The sequence below is a fragment of the Arthrobacter mobilis genome (genome assembly GCF_012395835.1).
Lineage (GTDB): Bacteria > Actinomycetota > Actinomycetes > Actinomycetales > Micrococcaceae > Crystallibacter > Crystallibacter mobilis.
Genome location: NZ_JAAZSQ010000002.1, coordinates 241,015 through 266,669, shown reverse-complemented (window position 1 = coordinate 266,669; position 25,655 = coordinate 241,015). Strand labels below are relative to the sequence as shown.

Annotated in this window: 20 protein-coding genes; 3 read left to right on the top strand and 17 right to left on the bottom strand. The window is 70.6% G+C overall.

The window, feature by feature from the left end; all coding sequences use genetic code 11:
- Positions 1-10: 10 nt before the first annotated feature.
- Both HGG74_RS03745 and HGG74_RS03740 read right to left on the bottom strand, forming a co-directional pair.
- On the bottom strand, positions 11-514 hold the full coding sequence (locus HGG74_RS03745) for an LGFP repeat-containing protein (protein ID WP_168484996.1): 504 nt from the start codon (positions 512-514) through the stop codon (positions 11-13).
- 279 nt (positions 515-793) lie between these two features.
- Positions 794-2,464, bottom strand: coding sequence for a glycoside hydrolase family 3 protein (locus HGG74_RS03740; protein WP_312856724.1), 1,671 nt, complete (start codon positions 2,462-2,464; stop codon positions 794-796).
- 92 nt (positions 2,465-2,556) lie between these two features.
- On the opposite strand from HGG74_RS03740, the gene HGG74_RS03735 reads away from it, so the two are divergent.
- A complete protein-coding gene (locus HGG74_RS03735) occupies positions 2,557-3,705 on the top strand; it encodes a glutamate--cysteine ligase (RefSeq protein WP_168484994.1) in 1,149 nt (382 codons plus the stop codon).
- Positions 3,706-3,837: 132 nt separating this feature from the next.
- Here HGG74_RS03735 and tsaD read toward each other — a convergent pair whose 3' ends face one another.
- Genes tsaD through HGG74_RS03705 form a run of 6 tightly spaced genes read right to left on the bottom strand, consistent with a single transcriptional unit; the run spans position 3,838 to position 9,182 of the window.
- On the bottom strand, positions 3,838-4,917 hold the full coding sequence (gene tsaD, locus HGG74_RS03730) for a tRNA (adenosine(37)-N6)-threonylcarbamoyltransferase complex transferase subunit TsaD (protein ID WP_168484993.1): 1,080 nt from the start codon (positions 4,915-4,917) through the stop codon (positions 3,838-3,840).
- Positions 4,914-5,429, bottom strand: a complete 516-nt coding sequence (rimI, locus tag HGG74_RS03725) for a ribosomal protein S18-alanine N-acetyltransferase (protein ID WP_168484992.1) — start codon at positions 5,427-5,429, stop codon at positions 4,914-4,916. The genes tsaD and rimI overlap by 4 nt, the downstream gene beginning before the upstream one ends.
- A gap of 29 nt (positions 5,430-5,458) precedes the next feature.
- A complete protein-coding gene (tsaB, locus tag HGG74_RS03720; protein ID WP_168484991.1) occupies positions 5,459-6,157 on the bottom strand; it encodes a tRNA (adenosine(37)-N6)-threonylcarbamoyltransferase complex dimerization subunit type 1 TsaB in 699 nt (232 codons plus the stop codon).
- Between the two features lie 45 nt (positions 6,158-6,202).
- Positions 6,203-6,784: a tRNA (adenosine(37)-N6)-threonylcarbamoyltransferase complex ATPase subunit type 1 TsaE gene (gene tsaE, locus HGG74_RS03715; protein WP_312856744.1), complete on the bottom strand. Its 582-nt coding sequence runs from the start codon at positions 6,782-6,784 to the stop codon at positions 6,203-6,205.
- A gap of 32 nt (positions 6,785-6,816) precedes the next feature.
- Positions 6,817-8,043 carry an alanine racemase gene (gene alr, locus HGG74_RS03710; protein ID WP_376766115.1) on the bottom strand — a complete coding sequence of 409 codons (1,227 nt, stop codon included), beginning with the start codon at positions 8,041-8,043 and terminating at the stop codon, positions 6,817-6,819.
- Positions 8,040-9,182 carry a carbohydrate kinase family protein gene (locus HGG74_RS03705; RefSeq protein ID WP_168484989.1) on the bottom strand — a complete coding sequence of 381 codons (1,143 nt, stop codon included), beginning with the start codon at positions 9,180-9,182 and terminating at the stop codon, positions 8,040-8,042. Before HGG74_RS03705 ends, alr begins: the two co-directional genes overlap by 4 nt.
- Positions 9,183-9,253: 71 nt before the next feature.
- Between HGG74_RS03705 and HGG74_RS03700 the strand changes: the two genes are divergently transcribed.
- Complete coding sequence (locus HGG74_RS03700; RefSeq protein WP_168484988.1) at positions 9,254-10,597, top strand: family 4 glycosyl hydrolase; 1,344 nt, start codon at positions 9,254-9,256, stop codon at positions 10,595-10,597.
- Positions 10,598-10,676: 79 nt separating this feature from the next.
- On the opposite strand, the gene argA is transcribed toward HGG74_RS03700, so the two are convergent.
- From argA to HGG74_RS03685, 3 genes are all read right to left on the bottom strand, one after another.
- The gene (gene argA / locus HGG74_RS03695) at positions 10,677-12,038 is read right to left on the bottom strand and encodes an amino-acid N-acetyltransferase (protein ID WP_210258740.1); all 1,362 of its coding nucleotides are present in this window, start codon (positions 12,036-12,038) and stop codon (positions 10,677-10,679) included.
- A 143-nt stretch (positions 12,039-12,181) separates the two neighbouring features.
- The gene (locus HGG74_RS03690; RefSeq protein WP_168484987.1) at positions 12,182-14,764 is read right to left on the bottom strand and encodes an MMPL family transporter; all 2,583 of its coding nucleotides are present in this window, start codon (positions 14,762-14,764) and stop codon (positions 12,182-12,184) included.
- 2 nt (positions 14,765-14,766) lie between these two features.
- Positions 14,767-15,432 (bottom strand): TetR family transcriptional regulator, encoded by a 666-nt coding sequence (locus HGG74_RS03685; protein ID WP_168484986.1) that lies wholly within the window; start codon positions 15,430-15,432, stop codon positions 14,767-14,769.
- A 121-nt stretch (positions 15,433-15,553) separates the two neighbouring features.
- On the opposite strand from HGG74_RS03685, the gene HGG74_RS03680 reads away from it, so the two are divergent.
- Complete coding sequence (locus HGG74_RS03680; protein WP_168484985.1) at positions 15,554-16,015, top strand: DUF3817 domain-containing protein; 462 nt, start codon at positions 15,554-15,556, stop codon at positions 16,013-16,015.
- On the opposite strand, the gene mgrA is transcribed toward HGG74_RS03680, so the two are convergent.
- From mgrA to HGG74_RS21355, 6 genes are all read right to left on the bottom strand, one after another.
- The gene (mgrA, locus tag HGG74_RS03675) at positions 16,007-17,098 is read right to left on the bottom strand and encodes an L-glyceraldehyde 3-phosphate reductase (protein WP_168484984.1); all 1,092 of its coding nucleotides are present in this window, start codon (positions 17,096-17,098) and stop codon (positions 16,007-16,009) included. The two genes, HGG74_RS03680 and mgrA, sit on opposite strands and share 9 nt — an antisense overlap.
- A 45-nt stretch (positions 17,099-17,143) precedes the next feature.
- Entirely contained in the window at positions 17,144-18,607 is a 1,464-nt protein-coding gene (locus HGG74_RS03670) for an aldehyde dehydrogenase family protein (protein ID WP_168484983.1), read from the bottom strand.
- 103 nt (positions 18,608-18,710) lie between these two features.
- Entirely contained in the window at positions 18,711-20,246 is a 1,536-nt protein-coding gene (locus HGG74_RS03665; protein WP_168484982.1) for a bifunctional ADP-dependent NAD(P)H-hydrate dehydratase/NAD(P)H-hydrate epimerase, read from the bottom strand.
- Between the two features lie 46 nt (positions 20,247-20,292).
- Positions 20,293-22,047 carry a malto-oligosyltrehalose trehalohydrolase gene (treZ, locus tag HGG74_RS03660; RefSeq protein WP_168484981.1) on the bottom strand — a complete coding sequence of 585 codons (1,755 nt, stop codon included), beginning with the start codon at positions 22,045-22,047 and terminating at the stop codon, positions 20,293-20,295.
- Positions 22,044-24,392 carry a malto-oligosyltrehalose synthase gene (gene treY, locus HGG74_RS03655; RefSeq protein WP_168484980.1) on the bottom strand — a complete coding sequence of 783 codons (2,349 nt, stop codon included), beginning with the start codon at positions 24,390-24,392 and terminating at the stop codon, positions 22,044-22,046. The genes treZ and treY overlap by 4 nt, the downstream gene beginning before the upstream one ends.
- Positions 24,389-25,655, bottom strand: a 1,267-nt coding sequence (locus HGG74_RS21355) for a glycogen debranching protein (RefSeq protein WP_246262609.1), incomplete at its 5' end; no start/stop codon positions are given. The genes HGG74_RS21355 and treY, both read right to left, overlap by 4 nt.

The window sequence follows — 25,655 nt, the reverse complement described above, 5'->3', positions numbered from 1 at the left end:
CGCGGAACGCTCAGTCGATCGGAACGGTCTTGCGTACCACCGGCCCGCCCGCCGGTGTCCAGTCGATCCGGCCGCCCTCGAACTGGCTCATCCGGCCGCCCGGGATGTCCCGCTCATCGCTGACGGGATAGCGCAGAGCGCTGCGTTCCCAGCCCAGCGACGCCCAGTGACTGCGGATGGCACCGTGCACCTCGTGCGCCCTCGTCCGGGGAGTCCAGTAGATGGAACCGCCCTCGAAATGGTTGAACCGGCCGACGCCGTCCGGGCAGCCCGTCTCGTCTGTCAAGGGGTAGCCGAGAAACCCGCGCGTACCGCCCAGCTGCGCCCATTTGATCCGGATATCCCCGTGCACCTCGTGGGCACCGGTCTGTGGCGACCAGACAATGGTCGCGTGTTCAAAATCCCGTGCCCGCCCGCGGCCGTCCGGCAAGGCCATTTCCGCGCTCCCGGCGCCCGTGTCAACGGGAGCTCCGACCCATGGGATTTCGCGCCACTTGTCATCGATTGCGGTCATGGCTGAACCTTCCTTCGAGTGCGCCCGAACAGCACGGCAGCCGCAGGAAATCGCCCGGTAGCCGGCGGGTCCATTTTGAACCGGCGGCGTTACTTCGGCGTTATGACTATGCAGGATACCGTCCCAAGAGTCCGCCGAGGAGCGGCGGAAACGCCAGGCGAAGAGCCGGCGGCGGCTGGGGCAGACCCCCTGACGGAGGCACCGCCGCCGGCTCTCCACCAGCGTAAAAACACGGAGCCACCGGGCGCATGAGTAGCAGCTACGGGTCTTTTGGGCCGGCTACTCAGGGCGGTTACCGGTGCTGCAGCCGGTGCCGATGCTGTAGTCGCCCACCGTGGCCGGCAGCTTGCCCGGGGCAGGGGCCTGGCCGGTGAGGTAGTCCAGCAGCGCCTCGAACGCCGCCGGGGTGTCCCCGTACAGCGCCGCCTTCAGCCCGGCATCAGCATCTGCCAGGGCCCACGGGCCATCGAGCGCCACGGCGATATCCGCAGCGGTATCCCCGGCTGCGGTCGCCGCGCCGTCGAGCAGGGTTACGACCGGCCCGCCACCCAGCTGAAGCCCGCGCGCCCGGGCCGCCTCGGTGAGCCGCTGCACGTGGCGCGGGTCCGTTCCCTGGATGGTAAGCGCACCGTCCAGCTGATCCCCCGAACACTGTCCGGTCAGCACCGTCAGCGCCGCCGCCGACGCAGCCTTGGACTCCTCCTGGTGTGCCCCGACCTCGTCCAGGGACACGCCACCGGCCAGCGAGGCCTGCCACAGCTGCAGGGCGACCACGCGCGTGGCGGCCTCGTCCAGCCGCTCCTCCGGCAGGGACCCGTCCTTGACGGCGGCCACGACCGCCGCGTGCGCGGCATACGGGTCCGCCGGCATCAGCAGCAGGTCCGCCCCGGCCCTCAACGCCATCGGCGCGGCCTGCCCGCCGGGATAGGTGGATTCGATCGCCCCCATGTTCAGTGCGTCGGTCACGGCCACGCCCTCGAAGCCCAGTCCGCGCAGCTGCCGGTAGCTGGCCGCCGAAAGCGAGGACGGCATGCCCGGATCCAGTGCTTCCACGGCGATATGCCCCATCATCACCACGGGCGCCCCGGCGGCGATGGCGTCGCGGAACGGCACCCAGTCGCGCTTCTTCAACCGGGCCAGGGAAGCCTTCTGCACCGGCAGCGCCAGATGCGAGTCGGTGGTCACGGAGCCGTGGCCGGGGAAGTGCTTGACGCTGGGCATCACGCCGGCGGCCTCGAAGCCGGCCAGCAGCGGCGCCAGCTGCGCTCCGGCCGACGGGCTGCTGCCCAGCGAACGCGCGCCGATGGTCGGGTCCTGCTCCCCGATGGTCAGGTCTGCGGTCGGGGCATGGTCCATGGTGAAGCCCAGCGCCGCCAGCTCGGTGGCCAGGGCCCGCATGGATTCCCGGGAGACTTCGGCACTGCCGGCGGCACCGTAGGTCATGGGCGCCGGCCATTCGGTCAGCGGCGCCCCAAGCCTGGCCACGAGCCCGCCCTCCTGGTCCACGGAAATGATCCCGGGCCAGCTGCGGCCGGCCGAGAGCGCTCGCTGCAGCGACTCGTTCACGCTCTTCATGGCTTCGACGTCCACCGTGCCGTCGGCAGACTTCGGGACGTTGTCCCCCATGATGATGCTGCCGCCCAGGTGCAGCTCCTCGATGGCCTGCAGCTGCGGGGCCGGGTCGGTGCCGGCGTAGAAGGCGACCATCACCTGGCCGGCCTTCTGTGCCAGGGACATGTCCGCCACCGCTGCCGCGGCGTCGTCGAAATGCTGCCGGGACGGCCCCCAAGACAGGGCCTGCTCCTGTGCCTGTGCAGCGGACGGCGACGGCGCTGCGGCGCCCGGCGCGGGCGCCTGCGGGGCCGGGGTGCAGGACGAGAGCAGCAGGGCGGCTGAAGCTGCCAGGACGGAAAGTGCCGCACGCCATGGCCGGGGACCGGAAAAACTCACGCCTTCGACGGTACCACTGCAATAGAATCGAGCTGGGCTCACTCTGGGCTCCCCACCCCGCACGGCCCGGCAAAACACCCCAGGAGCCATTAGTGAATATCGACTTCGCACCATCGGCCCGCTCCACCCTGGGCGTCGAATGGGAGCTGGCCCTGGTGGACCGCAGGACCGGGGACCTGGTCTCCGTGGCCGAAAATGTGCTGCAGGATCTGAAGACCCACCACCCGGAGCTGAAGGATGACGACGAGCATCCGCACGTGAAGCAGGAGCTGCTGCTGAACACCGTGGAACTGGTCACCGGGGTGTGCACCACCGTGGAGCAGGCCAAGGACGACCTGGCCAGCGGCCTGGACTCGGTGCGTGCCGTGACCGATCCAATGGGCGTGGAACTGTTCTGCGCCGGCAGCCATCCCTTCGCCGCTCCGCGCTCCCAGCCGGTGACGGACAAGGAACGCTATGCCAAGCTGATCGACCGCACCCAATGGTGGGGCCAGCAGATGGTCATCTACGGAGTGCATGTGCACGTGGGCCTGGACCACCGGGACAAGGCCCTGCCGGTGCTGGACGGACTGGTCAACTACTTCCCGCACTTCCAGGCGCTCTCCGCCTCCTCGCCCTACTGGGGCGGGGAGGACACCGGCTACGCCTCGCAGCGGGCGCTGATGTTCCAGCAGCTGCCCACCGCGGGGCTGCCGTTCCAGTTCCCGTCCTGGGCGGCCTACGAGGACTATGTGCAGGACATGCTCACCACCGGCGTGATCGACGTGATCAGCGAGATCCGCTGGGACGTGCGCCCGGTGGCGCGCCTGGGCACCATCGAAATGCGCGTCTGCGACGGCCTGGCCACGCTGGAGGAGGTCGGGGCGATCGCGGCGCTGACCCAGTGCCTGGTGGAGGAGTTCTCCACAGTGCTGGACGAGGGCTGGGCGATCCCGACCATGCCGCCGTGGCACGTGCAGGAGAACAAGTGGCGGGCGGCCCGCTACGGGCTGGACGCGATCGTGATCCTGGACGCCGCGGGCAGGGAAATGCTGGTCACCGACCATCTGCGCGAGCATGTACTCAACCGCCTGGAACCGGTGGCGCGCCGGCTCGGCTGCAGCAAGGAGCTGGCCGACATCGAGGGCATCATCCAGCGCGGGGCCGGCTACCAGCGCCAGCGCCGGATTGCCGCCGAAAACGAGGACGACCTGCGCTCCGTCGTCATGGACGGGATCCAGCTGCTGCGCAATGGGTACTAGGCCGTGCCTGTGGAACGGCCCGCACCTGTTTCGGCCGAGCAGCGCGGCGTCGAAGGAGCGTCATAGACCGATGCCACGTTGACGACGCGGAAGATGCCCTTTCCAGCGTCGGGAAGGGTATCTTCCGCGTCGTCAACGTACGGGCGGGAGGTGGACGCTGGTGACCGGCATCGAGGAGTCCGGCGCGAAGGTGATCCCGCTGGGTTCTCCCCCGGCCATGACCACCTGCGCTCCGAGGGCGGCGACCATGGCGCCGTTGTCCGTGCACAGCCTGATCGGCGGCACCCGCAGGCTGATCCCGTGCGCCGCGCAGCGCTCTTCGGTCAGCGCACGCAGCCGCGAGTTCGCTGCCACTCCGCCGCCGAGCAGCAGGTTGCTGATGCCGTTCTCCGTGCAGGCCAGCATGGCCTTGGCCGTAATCACATCCACCACCGCTTCCTGGAACGAGGCGGCAATGTCCGCGACCGGCACCTGCTGGCCGGCGGCCTCGAACCCTTCCACGCAGCGGGCCACGGCGGTCTTCAGCCCGGAGAAGGACCAGTCGTAGCGGTGCGGGCCCGGCTGCTCGGCGGTGCCCATGTACTTGGGCTGGCTGAGCCCGCGCGGGAAGCGGATGGCCTTCGGGTTGCCCTCGCGGGCGATCCGGTCGATGACCGGCCCGCCCGGGTAGCCCAGCCCGAGGATCCTGGCGACCTTGTCGTACGCCTCGCCCGCGGCATCATCGATCGTGGCACCGAGCAGTTCGACGTCGTCGGTAAGGGATTTGACGCGCAGGATCTCGGTGTGGCCGCCGGAGACCAGCAGCGCACCGAGGTTCTGCGGCAGCGTGCCGCCGTCGAGCACGCCGACGCCGACATGAGCGACCAGGTGGTTGATCGCGTACAGCGGCTTGCCGGTGGCCACGGCCAGTGCCTTGGCCGCGCAGACGCCCACCATCAGTGCCCCTGCCAGCCCGGGTCCCGAGGTCACGGCGAGGGCGTCGATGTCCTCCAGGGTGACACCGGCTTCGTCCAGGGCCTGGCGCAGGGTGGGGATCATCGCGTCCAGATGCGCGCGGGAGGCGATCTCGGGGATCACGCCTCCGAAGCGCACGTGCTCGTCCATGGACGAGGACACGGTGTTGGCCAGCAGTTCGTCCCCGCGGACAATTCCGACGCCGGTCTCGTCGCAGGACGACTCGATGCCCAGCACCAGGGGCCGCTCGCGGTTCACTGTGTTTCCTCCGTGGTTTCCTCAATCCTTGCTTGCGGCACGGCCCGGGCTGCGCCGGTCCGAGGTCCGGGGTCCCCGGTCCAGTTGGCCAGCGCCAACTGCATGATCAGTGCGTCCGCCCCGTCCCGGTAGTACCTCGGCCGGACGTGGATCTGCTCGAAGCCGAACCAGCGGTACAGCCGCTGCGCCCGCGGATTGTCCGCCCGCACCTCCAGCAGCACGTCCCGGGCCCCGAACGCGCGGGCTTCGTCCAGCAGCGTGGTCAGCAGCGCCGTGCCGATGCCCTGCCCTTCGCGTTCGGGCACGACGGCGATGGTCTGCACGTCGGCGATCGGCGGAATACACATCACGCCGGCGTATCCGATGATGGTGCCCAGCGCGTCCACCGCGACGTAGTACGTGCGGGTGTCCGGCTGGGACAGTTCGTCGTAGAACATGTAGGTGGGCCAGGCGTCCGCGGGGAAGAGCACCTTTTCCAGGGCATCCACAGCCGGGACGTCCGCCTCGGTCATGGGCCGGATACCGCCGGCGGCACCGGGCTTCACAGTGCGCGCTTCCGGGGTCCGGGCACCTTGGCGTCGGATTCGCGCAGGTACAGCGGGGTGGTGTCCAGCAGCGGCAACCCCCGGGCCAGGCGGGCCGCGGCCGTGCGTCCGAGCGCCTCGGCCGTCGGCTGGACGCCTTCAAATCCTGCCACGGCCGCCAGCTGCTCCGGGTAGAGCCCGGCCCCGCGGCCGTAGGCCGGCAGCGGCGGTACCTCCGACGCCGGGCCGACGTGCGGGCCGTCCAGCAACTCCGGCAGGACCGCATCCCCTGCGGTACCCATCACGGCGCTGCCGGCCGTGCCGTAGCGGGCCCAGTACACTTCCTTGCGCCGGGCGTCGGTGGCCACGATGTATTCGGGCTGCCCGGCCGCGCGCGCTGCCGGTGCCGCCTGGGCCGCCACCGCGTCCAGGCTCATCACCCCGTGCAGCGGCTTGTCCCAGGCGAAGGCCAGCGCCCGCGCCGTCGCGATCCCGGAGCGCAGGCCGGTGAACGGTCCCGGTCCGACGCCGACTACCAGGGAGTCCAGCTCCGCCGGGGCCACGGCCGCCTCGTCGAGCAGGGCGCGGATGCCCGGGGCCAGGACCTCGGCGTGGGTCCGGGTGTCCTCGGTGGCGAAGGCCCGCAGGATCTGCCCCTCTCCGGTCAGCAGCGCCGCGCTGGCAATGGCGGAGGTATCAACGGAGAGGATCAGCACCCGACCATTTTACGCTTGCGGCCGTGCCCATCCCGCACAGCGGGCTCAGAACAGCGGCCTGCCCTCCCAGCGCGGCCCGTAGGCGGCGATGCGGATGATCCGTGGTTCGTCTTCCTCCGCCTCGTCGAAGTCCAGCGCGGGGCTCTCCGGTGCGGGGCCGGCGGCGCCCGGTGCAGGGCCGGCGGCGACCGCTGCAGGGCCGGCGGCGACCGCTGCAGGGCCGGCTGCGCCCGGTGCGGTGCCGGTGGCGCGCACCAGGGTGATGTCCAGCCAACTGTCGCTCAGGTGCTCCACCCGGCCCCGGCCCCACTCCACCACCGTAACCACGGAGTCCAGGGTATTCTCCAGGTCGATATCGTCGATCTCCGCCGCGGAGCCCAGCCGGTAGGCATCGACGTGGACCAGATCCGGGCCGCCGGCGAGGTTGGGGTGGCTGCGCACCAGCACGAACGTGGGCGAGATGATGCCCGGGCGCACGCCCAGGCCCTCGCCCAGGCCCTGGGTGAACGTGGTCTTGCCGGCTCCCAGCTCCCCGGTGAGCACGAGCAGGTCACCGGCCTGCAGCACCGCGCCGATCCGGGCCGCGAGCGCCTGAGTGCCGGCCGCACTGGCCGCGCTGAGTTCCACGGTCCAGACCGGGGCCTCCTCCCGGGACCCGTTCACGGCGCAGCCACCGTCGGTGCGGTTTCGTCCAGGGCTGTGTCTTCCGCGGCTGCGGGGTCCGCCGTGCCGGCAGGTTCCGGGGTCTGTCCGACGTAGGCCCGCGGGACGCGTCCGCTGACGCGGGTGACAATCTCGTAATTGATGGTGCCCGAGGCCGCCGCCCAGTCCGCGGCGTCCGGCACGTCGTCGCCGGGGCCGAAGAGGATGACCTCCTCCCCCGGGGGGAAACCGGCCTCGGCCGACTTCAGGTCCACCACGAACTGGTCCATGGCAACACGGCCGACGACGTCGTACCGTCGGCCGCCGATGGCCACCTGGGCGCCGCTGGCGTTGCGCGGGACTCCGTCCGCGTAGCCCATCGGCACGAGCACCAGGGTCGTCGGCGCCTCGGTGCGGTAGTTCAGCCCGTAGGACACCCCCTGCCCGCCCGGGACCTTCTTGCAGTTGGCCACCTTGGTGCGCAGCGTCATGGCCGGCGTCAGTTTGAGGTCTTCGGCGCGCTGGTTCCCGAACGGCGAGAGCCCGTACAGGCCCAGGCCGACGCGCACCATATCGAAGTGGGCGTCCGGCCTGGTCAGCGTCCCCGGAGTGTTCGCCAGGTGCCGCACCTCCAGGTCCAGCCCGGCATCCTCGGCAACTGCGACGGCATCCCGGAACCTGTCGATCTGTTCATCCGTTTCCGGCCGGTGCGGCTCGTCGGCCACGGCCAGGTGGGAGAAAACCCCGACCACGCGCAGCACGCCTTCTTCCTGGAATTCCTGGGCCCGGTTGACCAAGGCCTCCCACTCGCCGGCCGGACAGCCGTTGCGGCCGAGCCCGGTGTCGATCTTGAGATGGATGCGGGCGGGACGCTCCTGCTCATGGGCCGCGGCGACCACGTGCTCGAGTTCCCAGCCGGAAATGCCGATGTCCACGCCGGCCCCGATGGCCGCGGCGAAATCGCTGTCCGGGGTATGCAGCCACGCCAGCAAGGGCGCCTCAATGCCCGCCGCGCGCAGGGCCAGCGCTTCGGAAAGGTGGGCCACGCCGAGCCACGCGGCCCCGGCTTCCAGCGCGGCCCGCGCCACCGGCAGCGCCCCGTGGCCGTACGCGTCCGCCTTGACCACGGCCATCACCCGGGCCGGCTCGGCAACCTTGCGGAACTGCCGCACGTTGTCGCGGATGGCGTCCAGATTGATGAGGGCCTGGCGGTCGAATGTCTTGGAAGCGGGGTTCAAACTCACCCGCCCATTCTTTCACCCGGCCGGGCCGGTGCGGGAACGCTGCCGGCGTCGGAGTGCCGGGCCACCGTCGCCGTCGCCCGCCGGACCGCCTGCTGCGGCACGGCCGGAATCAGCTGCTCCAGGAAGGCGTAGCGGCGCAGCCACGGCCCGCGGACGCTGTCCCGGGAGGTGTTCATCCGCTCCCACCAGTCCACGATGTCCCCCCAGCCCGGCGCGGCCAGGGAGCCGCCGAACTGCTGCACGGACAGCGCCGCGCAAAGGTTGGCGAAGGCCAGCCGGTCCGACAGCCGCCAGCCCGCCAGGGTCCCCATCAGGAACGCCGCACCGAAGCAGTCCCCGGCGCCGGTGGCGTCGTAGGCCTGCACCGGCAGCGCCGGTGCCCAATCCTCCTCGCCGGTGAGCGAATCGATGGCAATGGCCCCGCGGGCCCCGAGGGTGACCACTGCGACCGGCACCCGGTCGGCGAGCGCGTAGAGCGCAGCCCACGGATCCTCCGTGCGGGTGTACTTGACGGCTTCGGCATCATTGGGCGTAAACGCGTGGAACTTCTCCAGGTTCCGCAGCGCTTCCGCCGACCAGCGGCCGGTGGGATCCCAGCCGACGTCGCCGAAGAGCTTGGCCCCCTTCTCCCGGGCGGCCAGCGCCCACGGCTCCAGCTCCGGCCCGAGCGAGGTGATGGCCGCCCGGCAGCTCGGCGGATCGCCGATCAGCTCGGAAGCGCTCAGCGGCGCCGGATGCCCGTGGGTGACGAACGAACGGTCCTCGGCCGTGGACAGCGAGACCGAGACCGGGGAATGCCAGCCCGGGAACCGCCTGGACAGGGACAAGTCCACGTCTTCCTGCCGGCCAAGGACGTCCTGGTTGAAGTCGCCGTAGACGTCGTCGCCGAATGCCGCGGCCAGCGCCGTCTGCAGGCCCAGGCGGCTGGCGGCCACAGCCTGGTTGGCCGCACCGCCGGGACAGGACCCCATGCCCTTGCTCCAGAGCTCCTCCCCCGGGACGGGCAAGGCCTCCAGGCCGGTGAAGATGATGTCGAGGAAAACAGGACCGGTCAGCAGCAGATCGATGGCGGGTGAGTCCGGGGTCCGGCCCACCGCCAGCGGGTCGAACCGGTGGGGCTGGTTGAGGAAGTGGCCCATGCTGGCAGAATACAAGCTGGGGACGGTGCCCGCAGGGCAGCCAGCGGGGGCATCAACAAGGGGGCGACATGGTGAAACTTTCCATACTGGGCGGCGGCGGCTTCCGCGTGCCGCTGGTGTACCGGATCCTGGCCGGCGGCCCGGCGGCGGGGAACGACGCCGGCCTGGTGGACGAGCTGATGCTGCACGACACGGACCCCGGCCGGCTGGATGCGATCGCCCGGGTCCTGGCCGACCTGCCGCTGCCGGACGGGGCCGCACCGCCGAAGCTGACCTTCGCGCAAAGCCTGGATGACGCCCTGTCCGGGGCGGACGTCGTCTTTTCCGCCATCCGGCCCGGCGGCACCGCCGGCCGCACGGTGGACGAGCGGGTGGCCACCCGGCTGAACCTGCTGGGGCAGGAAACCACCGGGGCCGGTGGCATTGCCTATGCGCTGCGGTCGGTTCCGGCCGCGCTGCAGATCGCCCGGCGGATGCGCGAGCTGTGCCCGCAGGCCTGGCTGATCAACTTCACGAACCCCGCAGGCGTGGTGACCGAGGCGGTCATGCCCGTGCTCGGCCAACGGGTCGTGGGCATCTGCGACTCCCCCATCGGCCTGGTCCGGCGCGCTGCCCGCGCCGCCGGGGTGCGGCTGCAGCCCGGGTCGCTGGCCGGTGTGGACTATGTGGGCCTGAACCATCTGGGCTGGTTGCGCGGGCTGGTGGAGGACGGCACGGACCGGCTGCCGGGGCTGCTGGCGGATCCGGGCCGGCTGGCATCCTTCGAAGAGGGACGGGTGTTCGGCACCGGGCTGCTGCAGTCCCTGGGTGCAATCCCCAACGAGTACCTGTTCTATTACTACTTCCGCCGCGAGGCGACGCTGGCGATGGCCGGGGCGTCCCGGACGCGCGGCGAGTTCATCCACGAACAGCAGCAGGAACTGTACGCCAGGCTGCGCAGCTCGGACCAACCGTTCCGCGAGTGGGAGGCGGCCCGGCGCGCCCGGGAGGAGGGCTACCTGGCCGAGGCCAGGGTGGACGGCGAGGCCCGGCACATCGCGGACGACGCAGGCGGCTACGAGCAGGTGGCCCTGGATGTCATGCGCGCGCTGCTGACCGGGGCCCGCACGGAACTGATCCTGAACGTGCGCAACGGGGCCACCTTCCCGCAGCTGCCGGCCGACGCCGTCGTGGAGGTTCCCGCCGTGGTGGACGGCGGCGGCGCCCGCGCGCTGCCGGCCAAGCCGCTGGGACTGCACGAAACCGGCTACATGAGCCAGCTCAAGGCGGTGGAGCGGGAAGTCATCAAGGGCGGCCACGGGGACCGGGACGCGGCCCTGCGTGCGTTCATGATCCACCCGCTGGTCGCCTCGGCGCACATTTCCATCCGCCTGCTGGAGGCCTACGAGCAGGCCCACGGCTACCAGTGGTCGTGACCGGGCGCGCTGCGGCAACCGGTGTTCCCACCCGGGTCCACAGCCACAGCACGGCAACGGCGTCGCCGCAGGCAGCGGGCTAAAGGTCCTTGATCAGCACGCGGGAACGGCGCTGCCAGTTGTACAGGTTCTGCCGGGCCAGCGGCAGCTGGTCCACGGAACCCTCCACGAAGCCGCGCTTGAGGAACCAGTGCATGGTGCGGGTGGTCAGCACAAACAGCTGCTTCAGCCCGGCCGCGCGGGCCCGCTGCTCGATGCGCTGCAGGATCATTTCGCCGTCGCCTTTGCCTTGGGCCGTGGGGTTGACCGCCAGGCAGGCCATTTCGCCGATCCCGTCCTCCGGAAACGAATACAGCGCCGCGCAGCCGAAGATCACGCCGTCGTGCTCAATGACGGTGAAGTTCCCCACCTCCCGCTCGATCAGCGAGCGGTCGCGCCGGACCAGCGTGCCGTCCTCCTCCAGCGGGCGGATCAGCGCCAGGATGCCGCCGACGTCGTCATTGGTCGCCTCGCGCAGCGCCTGCAGGGTCTCCTTGACCAGCATGGTGCCCACGCCCTCGTGCCGGAACAGCTCCAGCAGGACGCTGCCGTCGAGCCCCTGGGGAATGATGTGGGCGCGGGGCACCCCGCCTTCGCAGGCGCGCAGGGCGTGGCGGAGCTGGAAGGCCAGGGATCCGGGCAGCCCGCCGGCCTCCACCAGGGCCTGGGCTGCCGCCTCGGAAATTTCGCTCAGCACCTCGCCGGAAGCCCCCGGGACGCCTGCCGACTCGGAAAGCAGGACCAGTTTGTCCGCGCCGAGGGCGACGGCGGTGCTGGAGGCCACGTCCTCCATGCTCAGGTTGAAGGCCTCGCCGGTCGGCGAATAGCCCAGCGGCGAGAGCAGCACGATGGCTCCGGCGTCGATCGCCAGCCGGACGGTGCCGGTGTCGATCTTGCGTACCACGCCGGTGTGCTGGAAATCCACGCCGCCGACGATGCCCACCGGGCGCGCGACCACGAAGTTGCCTGAGACCACGCGGATCGAGGCGTGGGCCATCGGTGTGTTCGGCAGGCCTTGGGAAAACGCCGCTTCCATATCCAGGCGCAGCTCGCCCGCTGCCTCCTTGGCGCACTCAAGGGCGGCCGCGTCGGTGATGCGGCGCCCGTCCGCGTACTGCGTCTGAAGTCCACGCAGCCGCAGCTGCGCGTTGACCTGCGGACGCGACCCGTGCACCACGATGATCCGCATGCCCATCGCGTGCAGCAGGCTCAGGTCCTGCACCAGGGCATTGAGCCGGCCGGCTTCGATCAGCTCGCCGGGGACGCCGACGACGAAGGTCCGGCCGCGGAAGGCATGGATGTACGGGGCGACCGCACGCAGCCAGGCCACGAAGCCTGCCTTGTCCTCAGACACGGCAGGCACGGCGGCGGGGACGTCGGCAACGAAAGGGGCGGAATCCACCGGCCCAGTATATTTCCGTCCGGAGTCCCCTGCTGCGTCCGTTCCGCAGCGGCCCCGTCCCCGCAGGCTCGAACGGGGACCCCTGCTGCGTCCGTTCCGCAGCGGCCCCGTCCTCGCAGGCTCGGACGGGGACCCCTGCTGCGTCACTGGTGCGCGAGGACGGGTTCGGGCGCTTGCGGAGCGTTAGCCGCCAGCTTTGCCCCTTCCACATCCACGTCAGGCAGGATCCGGTCCAGCCACTTCGGCATCCACCAGGCCGCCTTGCCGAACAGGTGCATGGCCGCCGGAATCAGCGTCATGCGGACCACGAACGCATCGAGCAGCACGCCCAGCGCCAGCGCGAACCCGATGGGCCGGACCATGGTCAGGTGCGAGAAGATGAAGCCGGCGAACACCGAGACCATGATGACCGCAGCCGCCGTCACCACCCTGGCCCCGTGGTTGAAGCCGCTGACCACCGCGGCCCGGGCGTCCTCGCCGTGGGCGTAGGACTCGCGCATGCCGGAAACCAGGAACATCTGGTAGTCCATGGCCAGGCCGAACAGCACCCCGATCAGGATCATCGGCAGGAAGCTGAGGATCGGGCCCGGATCGTGCACTTCGAAAATGCCCGCGAGCCAGCCCCATTGGTAGATGGCCACGACAGCGCCGAAGCTGGCCCCGAGCGAGAGCAGGAACCCGGCGGTGGCCAGCAGGGGCACCAGGATGGAGCGGAAGACAAGCAGCAGCAGCACCAGCGACAGCCCGATGACGATGGCCAGGTACACCGGCATGGCCTCGGCCAAGCGGTCGGAGACGTCGATCTGCATGGCCGGCTGCCCGGTGACCGCCACGGATTCGACGCCGGCGGCCGCAGAGAGGGCGCCAGCCTCGGCCCGCAGCGCGTGGACCAGCTCCTCGGTGCTCCCGGCCGCCGGCCCGCCGTCGGGGACCACCTGCAGCGCCGCGGTGGTGCCGTCCTCGCTGGTGCCGACCGGGATGGCGGCGGTGACGTGCTCCATGCCGCGCAGTTCCCGGGACAGCTTCAGCAGCGTGCTGTCCTGCCCGGCGGCATCCAGCCCCGCGGGCAGGTCAGCCACGACGATCAGCGGGCCGTTGATGCCCTCGCCGAAGTTCTCCCCGAGCTGGGTGTAGGCACGATAGGCGGTGGAATCGGCCGGTTCCGAGCTGCCATCGGGCAGCCCCAGCCGCAGTTCGGCAGCGGGCAGGGCCATGGCGCCCAGCAGCGCGACACCGACGAGCAGCGCCAGCCAGGGATGCCGGGTAATGGCCCGGCCCCAGCTGCGCTTCGGCGCGGCCGTGCCGGAAGCACCGCCGTCGCCAGCGGCCGCAGCAGCACGGGCGGATGCCTTGGCCCAGGCACGCCGGGAGAGGATGCGGCTGCCGATCACCGCCAGCAGCGCCGGGGTCAGGGTCAGGGCCACCAGGACCGCCACGGCCACGGTCGCCGCGCCGGCCAGGCCGAGCACGGTCAGGAAGGGAATCCCGGGCACCGCGAGCGCGGCCAGGGCAATGATGACGGTCAGGCCGGCGAACAGCACCGCATTGCCCGAGGTGCCGGTGGCACGGCCGATGGATTCGGCCAGCGGCATGCCCGCCAGCAGCTGGGTCCGGTGCCGGTTGACGATGAACAGCGAGTAGTCGATGCCCACCGCCAGGCCGAGCATCAGGGCCAGCACCGGGGAGATGCTGCTCATTTCCACTACGCCGGAGAGGGCGATGGTGCCGCCCACCCCGACGCCCACGCCGACGACCGCCATCAGCAGCGGCAGGCCGGCCGCAACGAGCGTACCGAGCATGATGACCAGTACTGCGGCGGCGACTGCGATGCCGATGATTTCCGCAGCGCCGAAGAGCTGGGAGATGTCCTCGACAATGTCCTTGCTGAACTCGGCCTGCAGCCCCGGCACCAGTCCGTCCTCGGCGATGTGCTGGACGGCGGCGCGGTCCTCCTTGGAGACCTCCATCATGGACTGCTCGAAGGACACCTGCATGAAGGCCACGTCGCCGGCGGCAGACACGAAGCGGACGCCCTCCGAGGACTGCATCCGGGTCTTCGCCGAGGCCAGCTCCGCGACACCGTCGTCGTACCCGGCCTGGCCGTCCTTAAGCTTGCGCTCCTGCCTGGCCAGCTCGGCCTCCGCGGCCGCCAGCTGGGCGGCTGCAGGGCGCAGCTGGGCCCGGAGCTGTTCGGCCACCGCCGGCTGGCCGGCAGCCTCGAGCTGGGCTGCCTGGGCCCGGGCCGTCTGCAGCTGGATCCTGGCCGGCTCCAGCCGGGCCTTGGCTGCGTCCAGGGCGGCACGGCCGTCCGCCAGCTGCTGCCTGGCCTGCTTCAGTTCCGCTTCGCCGACGGCGATCTGTTCCGGGGCATCATCCAGTGCCGACTGCAGTTCGAACGGATCAGTGGCGGACTTGACCGCCGCATGGTCCGCGAGTTGGCCGGCGATCTTTTCGACGGCGGCTTGGTGGTGGTCGCTGAAGGGCCTGCCGTCCTCGGTCCTGAACACGATGGTGCCCAGGCCGCCGGAGGATTCGGGCAGGTCCGTCTTGAGCCGGTCCAGCACCTGCTGGGCAGGGGTGCCGGGAATGGTGAAGCTGTTGGTCAGGGTGCCGCCGAAGGCCGCCACCGAGCCGCCGACGGCCACCATCACGGCCAGCCAGGCGGCAATGAACCACCAGCGCTTGCGGGCGGCAAGTGTGCCGAGGGAATACAGCCAGGAGGCCATGGTCAGATGTCCTTGAGGGTCGTGAATCCGTTGGTATTGAAGCCGGCCCGGAGCAGACCGAGCGAGGCCAGGAGCAGGTCATGGAAGGCCGCCGGGTCAGGCCCCTGGCCGGGAGGGGCGTCCAGCGATGCCCGCCGCGTGGCGGCCTTCGCGCAGGCGATGAGCGAACCGGCCAGCGCGTCGATGAGCAGTCCGCTGCTGTCCTGGGGCAGGCGGGCGCGCAGGCCTTCTTCGAGCTTCTGCTGGGCCTTGTTCCACAGCCACAGCTGCATCCGCTCCAGCTGCTCATCGGCCAAGCCCATGGCGTAGACCTCGCAGAGCAGGGCCAGTTCCTCCTGCCCCACGTCCGAGCCCAGGGCAGCGAGCACCGCGTCCATGATCGGCTCCTCGACGGGGCGCTCGTACAGACGGGCGAAGGCGCGGTCCAGGAAGTCCTCCACCGGCTGGGTGACGGCCGCCTCGATGGAGGGGAAATAGTTGAAGAAGGTGCGGCGGGAGATGCCCGCCTCCTCCGCGAGGGTATCCACGGTGTAGCCGCCGGGGCCGTGCTCGCGGGACAGCCGCAGCGCCGCCGCGGAAATCGCCTCACGGGTGGCGCGCCGGTTCAGCTCCCGCCGGCCGCCGGCCTGCTGTCCGCGGGGCCGGGACGGAGATTGGGGTTCGGGCATGCGGCCAGCCTAGCCCTAAGCTTGCACTGGATGCAAAGATGCACCGGATGCAAGGATTTACCAGATGCGCGCGGCACCCGGTAACGTGGAGGCGGCTCTTGATCCCGATCCGAGGACGTCAATGTCTCCCCGCACCCTGTTCCGCGCCGTCGCGCTGGCCGAGGCCGCCACCTGGACGCTGCTGCTGCTCGGCCTGTTCCTCAAGTACGTCACGCACACCACCGAAACCGGGGTCAGCATTGGTGGCGGGCTGCACGGTTTCGTCTTCCTCTGCTACGTGGCGTCCACCTGCTTCATCTGGGTCAACCAGAAGTGGTCCGCGGGGACGGGACTGCTGGCCCTGGCCTCGGCCGTGGTCCCCTACGCCACTGTTCCTGTCGAGAAAATGCTGGACCGGCGGGGCCTGCTCAACGGCGGCTGGCGGCTGGCCGACGGCGGCGAGGCGCCGCGCGGCCCGCTCGAGCTGGCGCAGGCGTGGGTGCTGCGCCATCCCGTCCCGGCTCTGGCCGTCGTGCTCGCCGGGGTGGCGGCCGTGTTCGGCTTCCTGCTGTTCCTCGGCCCGCCCGATACCTGGCTAACCTAACGGCTGTGTCCGCTGCGCGGCAGCGGGTCCTCGAGCATCGTCCTGGTCCGGCGGCTGCCGCCACAGATCGATACCGGACTCGACGGCAAACCGGTCGATGGCCTCGATCTCGGCCGGCGTGAAGTCGAGCTTGCGCACCGCGGCGAGGTTCTGCTCCAGCTGCTCCACGCTGGAGGCGCCGATCAGGGCAGAGGCGACCGGAACGCCGCGGCGCAGCCCGCGCAGGGTCCAGGCAATGGCCAGCTGGGCCAGCGACTGCCCGCGGGCGGCCGCCAGCTCATTCAGCCCGCGCACCCGGCCCAGGTTCTGTTCGGAGAGCCACTCCGGGACGAAGGACTTGTCGGCCGCCGCCCGCGAATCCTCCGGGACGCCATCGAGGTAGCGGTCCGTCAGCAGGCCCTGCGCCAGCGGGGAGAAGGCGATCACGCCCATGCCCTCCTCCTCGGCAACCTCGAGCAGGCTGGGGCTGCCCTCCTCCACCCAGCGGTTGAGCATCGAATAGGAGGGCTGGTGGATGAGCAGCGGCGTGCCCAGGCCGCGCATGATCCTGGCTGCCTCCCGGGTCTGCGCGGGGGTGTAGGTGGAAATGCCCGCATACAGCGCCCGGCCCGAGCGTACCGCCGTATCCAGTGCCCCCATGGTCTCCTCCAGCGGGGTGTCCGGATCCGGCCGGTGGCTGTAGAAGATGTCCACATAGTCCAGCCCCATCCGGGCCAGCGACTGGTCCAGGCTGGCCAGCAGGTACTTCCGCGAGCCCCAGTTCCCGTACGGGCCCGGCCACATGTCGTACCCGGCCTTCGTCGAGATGATCAGCTCGTCCCGGTACGGCCGGAAATCCTCCGCCAGGTGCCGGCCGAAGTTCCGCTCCGCCGAGCCATAGGGCGGACCATAATTGTTGGCCAAATCGAAGTGCGTCACGCCCAGGTCAAAGGCACGCCGCAGCACCGCGCGCTGGACCTCGAACGGCTTGTCATCCCCGAAGTTGTGCCAGAGTCCCAGCGACACCGCCGGCAGCTGCAGGCCGCTGCGGCCCACCCGACGGTAGGGCATCTGTCCGTAGCGGTCCTGAGCTGCCTGGTACATGCGTTCCTCCTGTTTTTCGTTCGCTCCTGGCTTTCGGGCCGGTGCCTAGAACGGGTACTGTGCGTGGCCCTTGTGCTGGACCGTGACCCAGCGCAGTTCGGTGAAGGAGTTGATCCCGGCCTGGCCACCGAACTTGCCGTAGCCGGATTCCTTGATCCCGCCGAACGGCGCCATCGGCTCATCCGCCACCGGCTGGTCGTTGACGTGCACAATTCCGGTACGCAGCCGCTGGGCCACTTCGATGCCCTCCGAGAGGTTCTCGGTAATAACCCCGGCCGTCAGACCGTAGTTCGTGTTGTTGGCCAGCTGCACCGCTTCCTCGGGCCCGTCCACCGGCAGCACTGTGGTCGCCGAGCCGAAGATTTCCTCCTCGAAGATCCGCATCTGATCGGTGATCCCGGTCAGCACGGTGGCCGGCACCACCGCGTTCTGCAGCCGCTGCCCACCGGTGGTGACGGTGGCGCCCTTGGCCACTGCGTCGTCGATCAGCCCGTACTGCCGGTCCGCCGCTGCCTGGTTCACCTGCGGCCCGATGAAGGTCCGGGGATCATTCGGGTCCCCGGTGGGCAGCTTGGCCACCTTTTCGGTGAAGCGGGCGGTGAAGTCATCGGCAACGGCCCGGTCCACGAGCACGCGGTCCACGGACATGCAGATCTGTCCGGCGTTCATAAAGGCGCCGAAGGTCGCCGCGCTGGCGGCATACTCGATGTCCGCGTCCTTGAGTACCACCAGGGAGTTCTTGCCGCCAAGTTCCAGGACCGCCGGCTTGAGGTTCTGCGCCGCCAGCGTGCCGATGATCCTGCCGACCTTGGTGGAGCCGGTGAAGTTCACGCAGCGGACGCGGCTGTCCGAGATCAGGGCGCCCACGACCTCGTTCGCGTCCTCGCGCGCGTTCGTCACCACGTTCAGCACGCCCTCGGGGATGCCTGCTTCCAGCAGGGCGTCCGCGATGAACAGACCGCAGGACAGCGGCGCGTCCTCGCTCGGCTTCATCACCACGGTGTTGCCCACGGCCAGGGGAATCGCGATGGCCCGGGTGCCCAGGATGAACGGGGCGTTCCACGGCGAGATCGCCGCCACCACGCCAAAGGGCTGGCGCAGGCCCAGCGAGTACTTGCCCGGCAGGTTCGTCGCAAGCACTTCGCCCTGGGGGGCCGTGGTCGCGGCGGCCGCCGAACGCATGATGTCCGCTGCCAGGTGGAGGTTGAACTCGGCCCACGGCCGGACACCGCCGACCTCCTGGGCCATCAGGGCCGCGCCTTCGTCGGTCCTGGACTCGAGGATGTCCGCCGCCTTGAGGAAAATCCTGGCCCGGGCCGACGGCGGGGCCGCAGCCCATGCTTCCGCCGCGGCGTCGGCCGCATCCACCGCGCGGGTCACATCCTCCGTGCCGGCAGCGGCCACGGTGGCGTAGGTGGTGCCGGTATAGGGGTTGAGGTCCTCGGTGGTCTTGCCGGATGCGGCGGGCACGTGCTTGCCGTTGATAATCAGGTCTCGGGTGATGGTCATGGACAACCTCCGCTGTTCGTCGACGGACGGAACCCACAGTAGCCGCAGCATCCTCCGGTGGCCAGCGGCCCCGTTCATGGCAGACCGCGGACGCCGCCGGCCTTCACCCGGCCAGGAGCGCACGCACCACCGCGGGGACGGACCTGCCGATGGCCCCTGCCGAAACCGGCCCGCCGGCGGCCGCTGTGCTGCCGGCCAGCCCGTGCACCAGGGCGGCCAGTGCCGCGACCGCCGCGAAATGGTCCGGCCCGGCGATGCCGGCCCGGTCCAGGGCCTCCGGACGCACCGTCGCCGCGAGCGCGCCGAGAATGCCGGCCAACGTGTCCCCGCTGCCGGCGGTGGCCATCCAGGCGGTGGCATTGTCCTGGCTGAACAGCGTTCCGTTGGGCGAGGAAACCACCGTGGCCGCGCCCTTGAGCAGCACCGTTGCCCCGGTCAGCCCGGCGGCGAGTTGGGCGTACTCGGCCGGCGAGGCCTCGATGTCTTCCCTGGCTGCCTGCACGCCCTGGGCGCCGAGGATCCTGACCAGTTCCCCGGCGTGCGGGGTCAGCACCACGTGCGGCCCCAGCCCGTCCGGGAGCAGGTCCAGCGCCCCGGCGTCGGCCACCACCGGCAAACCGGTCCCGAAGGCATCCAGGGCCCGCTGCGCCTGCTCCGGGTCCCCGGTGGCGCCCGGGCCGACCAGCCAGGCCTGGGAGCGGTTCTGCCCCACGGTCCCGGTGCCGCAGACCACCTCGGGAACGAGCAGGTTCAGCTGGCTGCAGATGGCGGAGGGTCCGAGGTAGCGGACCATGCCGACGCCGGTCGCAACGGCCGCCTGAGCCGCCAACAGCGCCGCTCCGTGGTAACTGGCCGAACCGGCGGCGATGCCCAGGACCCCGCGGGTATATTTGTGGCCGGCGCGTTCCGGGACCGGCCACAGCGCGGGAACGTCCTCCGGTTCCAGCTGCCACAGCGCCGGTCCATCCAGCCAGGGGCCGAGCCCGATGTCCACCGTCCGCACCCGGCCGCCGGCGCCGGCACCGGGGTCCGCGAGCAGTCCGAGCTTGGCGCCGCCGAAGGTGACGGTGAGGTCGGCGCGCAGCACCGGTTCGTGCAGCTGTCCGGTGTCCGCGTCCACACCGCTGGGCAGATCGCAGGCCACGACCAGCGGGCCGCCGCCGGCCGTCCCGGCCCTGTCCAGCTGCTTCTGCAGGGCGGCAACGAGCGCGCGGGCCTCGCCGCGCAGCCCGCCGGAAGCACCGGTTCCCAGAATGCCGTCGACCAGCACGTCGGCTGTCGCGAACTCGCGGGCCAGGCCGTCACGGTCACCGCCCGCCGGCAGGATTCTGCCGCCGGCATGCCGGAAGGCGGCCAGCGCCTCGGCATGGCACCGCACGGAGGTGAGCACCGCCGTCGTCCGGGCCCCGCGCCGGGCCAGCGCGGCTGCGGCGTACAGCGCGTCACCGCCGTTATTGCCGCTGCCGGCCAGCACCGCGACGGTGGAGCCGTAGACCTTGCCGCGGCGCCGGATGAGTTCGCGGACGACGGCATTGGCCAACCCGTGCGCGGCCCGCTGCATCAGGTCCGGGCCCTGGCCTGCAGCCAGCAACGGTGCTTCGGCGGCCCGGATCTGGGTTCCGGTCCAGGCCCTGATCATGGTTTTCCTCCAGATGGCCGAGTGGGTCGGACGGCCGGGGCGGATGTCACTGCCGGCGCAGGATCGCTGCCGATTTCGCGGGCAGCTGCACTCCTCCGTCCCGCATCTGGATCCCGTCATCGGTGGCCAGCAGGATCTCGCCGACCCCGGGCCCCAGGTGCTGCGACCCGGCACCAAAATTCAGGCACACGGTGACGGCCCCGCGGTGCAGGGCCAGCCAGCGGGCGTCCTCGTCGAAGTCCACCGTGGTGGCGGTGAAATCGGGATCCGTCAGTTCCGGGGTCTTGCGGCGCAGCGCGATCAGTTCCCGGTACAACTCCAGCAGCCGGGCGTGGTCGCCTTGTTCGGCCTCGGCCCAGTCCAGCTTCGAACGGGCGAAGGTGGCAGGGTCCTGCGGGTTGGGGACGGTTGCCGGGTCCCAGCCCATCCGCTCGAACTCCTTCAGCCGGCCCTGGGCCGTGGCTTCTCCGAGCTCGGGCTCGGGATGGGACGTGAAGAACTGCCAGGGCGTGGAGGCGCCGTACTCCTCCCCCATGAACAGCATGGGGGTGAACGGGGAGGCCAGGGTCAGCACGGCGGCGACGGCCAGCGAACCGTAATCCAGGTGCGCGGTGATCCGGTCCCCGGCGGCACGGTTGCCGATCTGGTCATGGTTCTGCGTGCAGACCACCAGCTGGTGCGTGCCGACCCGCGTGGAATTGATCGGCCGGCCGTGGTGCCGTTCGCGGAAGGAGGAATAACTGCCGTCGTGGAAGAACCCCCCGCTCAGCACCTTGGCCAGCGCCGCCAGCGAATTGAAGTCCGCATAGTAGCCCTGGGTTTCGCCGGTCAGGTTCACGTGCGCGGCGTGGTGGAAGTCGTCGCTCCACTGGGCGGCCAGCCCGTAGCCGTTGACCGTGCGGGGTTCGAGCAGCCGGGGGTTGTTCATATCCGATTCGGCTATCAGGAACAGCGGCTTGTCCAGCTGGCGGGCCCAGTCGTCCGTGGCCGCGGCGGCTTCCTCGAGCAGGTGCACGGCACGTTCGTCGTGCAGGGCGTGGACGGCGTCCAGCCGCAGGCCGTCCACGTGGTAGTCGTGGAACCACATCCGCAGGTTGTCCAGGATGTAGGCACGCACCTCGTCCGAGCCCGGCCCGTCCAGGTTCACGCTGTCGCCCCAGGTGTTCACGCTGTTGGCGGCCAGGTACGGCCCGTACTGCGGCAGGTAGTTCCCGCTGGGGCCGAGATGGTTGTAGACCACGTCCTGGATGACGCCGATGCCGTGCTGGTGCGCCTGGTCGACGAAGCGCTGGTACGCCGCCGGACCGCCGTAGGTTTCCTGCACCGCGAACCACAGCACGCCGTCGTAGCCCCAGTTGTGGGTGCCGTTGAAGGCGTTCACCGGCAGCAGTTCGACGAAGTCCACCCCCAGCCCGGCCAGGTACTCCAGTTTCCCGGCCGCGGCGTCCAAGGTCCCTTCCGGGGTGAAGGTGCCGACATGCAGTTCGTAGATGACGCTGCCGTGCAGCCCGGGCGAGCGCCAGCCGGCATCCTGCCAGCGGTGCGCCGACGGGTCGAAGGTGCGCGAGAGCTTGTGCACGCCCTCGGGCTGGCGGCGCGAGCGCGGATCCGGCAGCGGGTCGGACCCGTCGATGCTGTAGCCATAATCCAGTTCGCCCGCCGGGAGGCCCCCGGCTGCCGCGCCGGGCAGCCGCCACCAGCCGCCCCCGGAAGCTTCCAGCGGCAGCCTGCGGCCGTCCGATCCGACCGCCAGGTCCACCCGGCCGGCCCTCGGTGCCCATACAGCGAAGTCAGTGCTCATGCATCCTCCCTGGCCAGCAGCGCCACCGGCAGCTGCGCGAATATCCCGGATACTGCCTGGTGACCGCCGGCAAATGCCTGCCCGGTCAACTCATCCCGCCAGCTGCCCGCCGGCAGGACGACGGCGGTGTCGTGCCAGCCGCCGCCGTGTTCCAGTCCCAGCGGCAGCCGGGTGGCCAGGACGACGGCGCCGCCGCGGTCGAAGCCGAAGACATGGTCCGCGGCCTGGCCGCGGACGGCCACCGCCTCGTAGCCGGTGAACAGTTCCGGCCGGTCGCGGCGCAGCCGCAGCGCGCGCGAGACCACCAGCATCTTGGCCGCGGCCCCGGCGTCGATCCCGGGAATGGCACCGGTGCCGGCATCGGCGTCGAGGCGGGCCAGGGCTTCGCGGCGGGCCTCGAAGTCCACCGGCCGCCGGTTGTCCGGATCCACCAGCGAGTGGTCCCAGAACTCGGTGCCCTGGTAGACATCCGGCACGCCGGGCATGGCGAGCTGGACGAGCTTGGCGGAGAGCGAGTTGGTCCAGCCGGCCTGCTGCAGCCGGGCGGCCAGCTCCGCCAGGATCCGGTTCGCCTCCGTGTCGCCGCAGGCGGCGTCGACGGCGCTGGCCAGCCGTTTCTCGAAGTCCTCGTCCGGGTCCGTCCACCGGGTGCTGTCGCCGGCCTCCCGGGCGGCTTTGAGGGCGTAGGCGTGCGCACGCTCCGCGTCCAGCGGCCAGGCGCCGGCAAGGGCCTGCCACAGCAGGTCCGCGAGCGGCCGGTCCCCCAGCGGCGCGGCGTCCTCGAGCTGCCGGAGGGTCCCGATCCAGTCCTGCGGCATCTCGGAGAGGACGCTGATCCGTGCGCGGGTATCCTCGCTGCGCTTGGTGTCGTGCGTGCTCAGCGCGGTCATGGCCAGCGGCCGTTCCTGCTGGCGCCGGATGAGCGCGGCATGCAGCGCGAAGGGTTCGAGTGCACAGTGGGACGGGTCGGCTCCTACCTCGTTGAGCGACGTCAGCCGGGTATAGCGGTAGAACGCGGTGTCCTCCACCCCCTTGGCCATCACCATGCCCGAGGTCTGCTGGAAGCGCACGGCCAGTTCCGTCAGCCCGCCCGGCTCCGCGCCGGATCCGTGGTGGATCGGGTCCAGCAGCGGCAGCAGGGCCGCGATGGCCGGTGCCAGGTCCGGGCGGTAGATGCGCGCGGCCACCGCCGCCTCGGCCAGGTAGCCGGCGCCGTCGGGCAGGTAGCTGCGGTAGACCGGGAAGCAGGCCAGCAGTTCAGCCAGGGCGTCCGCGGCCGTTCCCCGGTCCAGTCCGGCGGAGGCCGGTACCAGCCGGGTCAGGCGCTGGACCTCGGAGTGCAGCAGCCCGTCCGCGATCATCCGCTTGGTGCCGTGGATCATCTGCCGGTAGGGCATCAGCTGTGCCGCATCGGTGAGCGTCCGGCAGCCGGCCTCGTCCGTGAACAGCCGGTCCACGTCGGCGAGCGCGTCGTAGCCGGTGGTGCCTTGGCAGCGCCAGCGTTCGGGCAACTGCTCGCCCGGTTCGAGGATTTTCTCCACGAGCACATAGGCGCCGCCGGTCAGCTCGTGCAGCCGCTCCAGGTACCCGGCAGGATCCGCCAGGCCGTCCGGGTGGTCGATCCGCAGCCCGTCGACCAGGCGCTCGTCGAACCAGCGCTTGATCTCGGCGTGGGATTCCTCGAACACCCAGGGGACCTCCACGCGCACCCCGGCCAGCGAATTGACGCCGAAGAAGCGTCGGTAGTTCAGCTCGGCGTCGGCCCGGCGCCAGTTCACCAGTTCGTAGTGCTGCCGGTCGTGCACCTCGCGGGCGCCGGCGCCGTCATCGGCGGTACCTGCGGCCACCGGGAACCGGTGGTCGTAGTAGCGCAGTTCAGCGCCGGTGCCGGCGTCGCGCACCAGTTCCAGCTGGTCCAGCTCGTCCGGGCCGTCACCGAGCACCGGCAGCCGGATCCTGCCGCCGCCGGCGTCCCAGTCGACGTCGAAGGCCTCGGCATACCGGCTGCCGCGGCCTTCGGCCAGCAGGGACCACCACCAGCGGTTGTTCGCCGGAGTGGCCACCCCCATGTGGTTCGGCACGATATCCACGAGCACGCCCATGCCTGCCGCGTGGGCTGCTTCCGAGAGCGCCTGCAGTCCCGCCGCACCGCCGCGGGCCGGATCCACGGTGGTGAAGTCGGTGACGTCGTAGCCGTGGTCCGATCCCGGCTCGGACGTCAGGATCGGGGACAGGTAGACCCAGTCCACGCCCAGCTGCTGCAGGTAGGGCACCAGCCGGGCGGCGGCGAACAGGTCGAACTCCGGGCGGATCTGCAGCCGGTAGGTCGAACGCGGGGTCCTCATTTGGCCGGCTTCGGGGTCACGACCGTGTTGCCCGCCAGTGCCGCAAGCGAGGCGGCCACCGAGTGGTCCGGTTCGGTTTCGGGTTCCTGGTACGCCCGGAGCACCACCATGGACTTGGCCTGGAGGGTGATTTTCCGGCCGGCCTGGTGCGGCTCCGACTCGGCATACTCTCCCGCGGTGTCAATCACCGCATCCCACTTCGGGGAGTACTCCTTGGGCGGCAGCACGAAGACCACTTCCTCGTCATGGGCATTGAAGTACGCCAGGAAGTTCACATCCGTGATGCGCTCGCCCCGCTCGTTCATTCCGCGGATGCCCTGGCCGTTGAGGAAGACCCCGATGCACCGGCCGAAGCCGGAGTCCCAGTCCTCGGGCTGCATCGGCAGCCCGTCGGTGCCCAGCCAGTCGATGTCCGGCAGGGCCTCGCCCTGGCCGCGCCGTACCGGGCGGCCGTCGAAGAACCGGCGGCGGCGGAACGTGGGGTGCTCGGCGCGGAGCTTGTTCACCGCGGCCACGAACTCCAGCAGCGGCTGGTCCATCTCGTCCCAGTGGATCCAGGTCAGTGCCGAGTCCTGGCAGTAGGCGTTGTTGTTGCCGTGCTGGGTCCGGCCCAGCTCGTCCCCGTGGGAGATCATCGGCACGCCCTGGGAAAGCAGCAGGGTGGCCAGGAAGTTGCGCTGCTGGCGGGCCCGCAGCGCCAGCACCGCCTCGTCGTCGGTGGGCCCCTCGGCCCCGCAGTTCCAGGACCGGTTGTGGGACTCGCCGTCGTTGTTGTCCTCGCCGTTGGCCTCGTTGTGCTTCTCGTTGTAGGAAACCAGGTCCCGCAGCGTGAAACCGTCGTGCGCGGTGACGAAGTTGATCGAGGCGAAAGGCCGGCGCCCGGTGTCCTCGTAGAGGTCCGCGGAGCCGGTGATCCGGGAGGCGAACTCCCCCAGCGTTGCAGGCTCGCCGCGCCAGAAGTCGCGCACGGTGTCCCGGTACTTGCCGTTCCACTCGGTCCACAGCGGCGGGAAGTTGCCCACCTGGTAGCCGCCGGGCCCCACGTCCCAGGGCTCGGCAATGAGCTTGCACTGGGAAACCACCGGGTCCTGCTGCACCATTTCAAAGAAGGACGAGAGCCGGTCCACGTCGTAGAACTCGCGGGCCAGGGTGGAGGCCAGGTCGAAGCGGAAGCCGTCCACATGCATTTCCGTGGCCCAGTAGCGCAGCGAGTCCATCAGCAGCTGCAGCGAATGCGGGCTTCGGACGTTCAGCGAGTTGCCG